Source organism: Edaphobacter aggregans DSM 19364, from assembly GCF_000745965.1.
GTDB classification, from domain to species: domain Bacteria; phylum Acidobacteriota; class Terriglobia; order Terriglobales; family Acidobacteriaceae; genus Edaphobacter; species Edaphobacter aggregans.
In genome coordinates, this window is record NZ_JQKI01000333.1 from 1 (window position 1) to 1498 (window position 1498).

Genomic DNA, 1498 nt, shown 5'->3' on the forward strand with positions numbered 1-1498 from the left:
AACCGCCGCTTTCGGCGATCTATCGCTGAAAAACACCCTGCCCAACACACCTACCTGCTTGCCGCCCGCAAATCAGGAACCTGCGCAGAGCTTCCCTAAGTAATGATCAATGGGTATTGGGAAGAGCTGGAGTTTCAAATCCAGGAGGGTACGCCACAGGAGCGGGTGAGAGTCGTGGACACGAGCTTGCCCAGTCCTGACGGCTTCTCGGAACATGGCGTGCCATTGGAGCAGGTGAAATATAAAGTTGCTCCGAGATCGATCGTAGTTCTGACCCGTCCCAGAAGGAACAGCGGCACGTAACGGATCAGCAGCTCTTCGCCACGGAGCTACTGCTCTGCAAAAGCCTTTCAAAGGCGTCTGAATTCAGCAGGTCAAGAGATTGCACTACTAACTCGGCAGCGAGATGCTTACCGTTGCGACTCACTCCAATGCTCCGCATCCCAGCGCTGCGCGCTGCTTCGACCCCGGCGACGGCGTCTTCGACAACAATGGACCTTTTGGGTGATGTGCCAAGCCGCGAAGCCGCCATCAGGTACACTTCCGGATCCGGTTTTCCTTTGTGCACATCTTCCGCCGAGACGATGGCCTGAAAACAGTGGGCCGCCTTCAGCGATTCAAGGACCACCTCAATATTAGGACGAGGCGCCGCGGAAGCAATTGCCTGTAGCCATCCCTCTTCGTGAAGTCGGCGGACCCAATCGGAAACCCCGGGCAGCGGCGACATGCCATGTTTGCGAATGAGATCGCGGTATAGCTCTTCTTTAGCGCGTGAGATCCTCTCCACCCGTTCCGGGGTTGATGCAGCGCCGAGCCACCTGGGAATGATGGAATCATTACGCTGCCCGAAGGAGGAAAGAAACTGCTCACGCGTAATTGGAACGCCCTGATCCGCCATCGTGTCGCGCCACGAGATCCAATGGAACTCCTCTGAATCGATCAACGTTCCGTCCATATCCCAAAGTACCGCCCGCGCTGTGCTCATCGACTGATCTCCATCTAAAGTGTCCCTTTATGAATTGCTCCTCCGGAATGCCGCACCAAGCAAGCGTCGCACAATGCCGATCGACATGTGCTTGCTGAGCAGATCGCGAAATAACGCGGAGCGAACCTCCGATTACGCGGCTTTTGGGGTGACCTGGGAAAGCGCAAAGTCTTCCAGGTGGCGGGCATCGCTATTGAATTTGCGGATCCCCTCAGCAAGCTTATCCGTGGCCATCGCGTCCTCGTTGTGCATCCAACGAAATGTCTTCTCGTCCAGGTGGAGGCGCTCTTCCTTGCTTTCCTGCGCCTTTGCCGGATCGAGCTTGCGCTCCAGGGCACCCTCGGTCTGCTCCAACTGTTCAAGAAGCTCTGGACTGATGGTCAGCAAATCCGATCCGGCCAGGTGGATGATCTGATTTACGTTCCGGAAACTCGCACCCATAATCTGGGTCCTGTAGCCATATTTTTTGTAGTAATTGTAGATGCGGGTAACCGATGCAACGCCGGGATCCTG

At 55.9% G+C, this 1498-nt stretch carries 2 protein-coding genes; both read right to left on the reverse strand.

Annotation, left to right across the window (positions count from 1 at the left end; translation table 11 throughout):
• Nucleotides 1-307: 307 nt before the first annotated feature.
• Nucleotides 308-985, reverse strand: coding sequence for an HAD family hydrolase (locus tag Q363_RS31620; protein WP_051979617.1), 678 nt, complete (start codon nucleotides 983-985; stop codon nucleotides 308-310).
• Between the two features lie 132 nt (nucleotides 986-1117).
• A partial coding sequence (locus tag Q363_RS31625; RefSeq protein ID WP_035358755.1) for a transaldolase family protein occupies nucleotides 1118-1498 on the reverse strand: 381 nt, incomplete at its 5' end.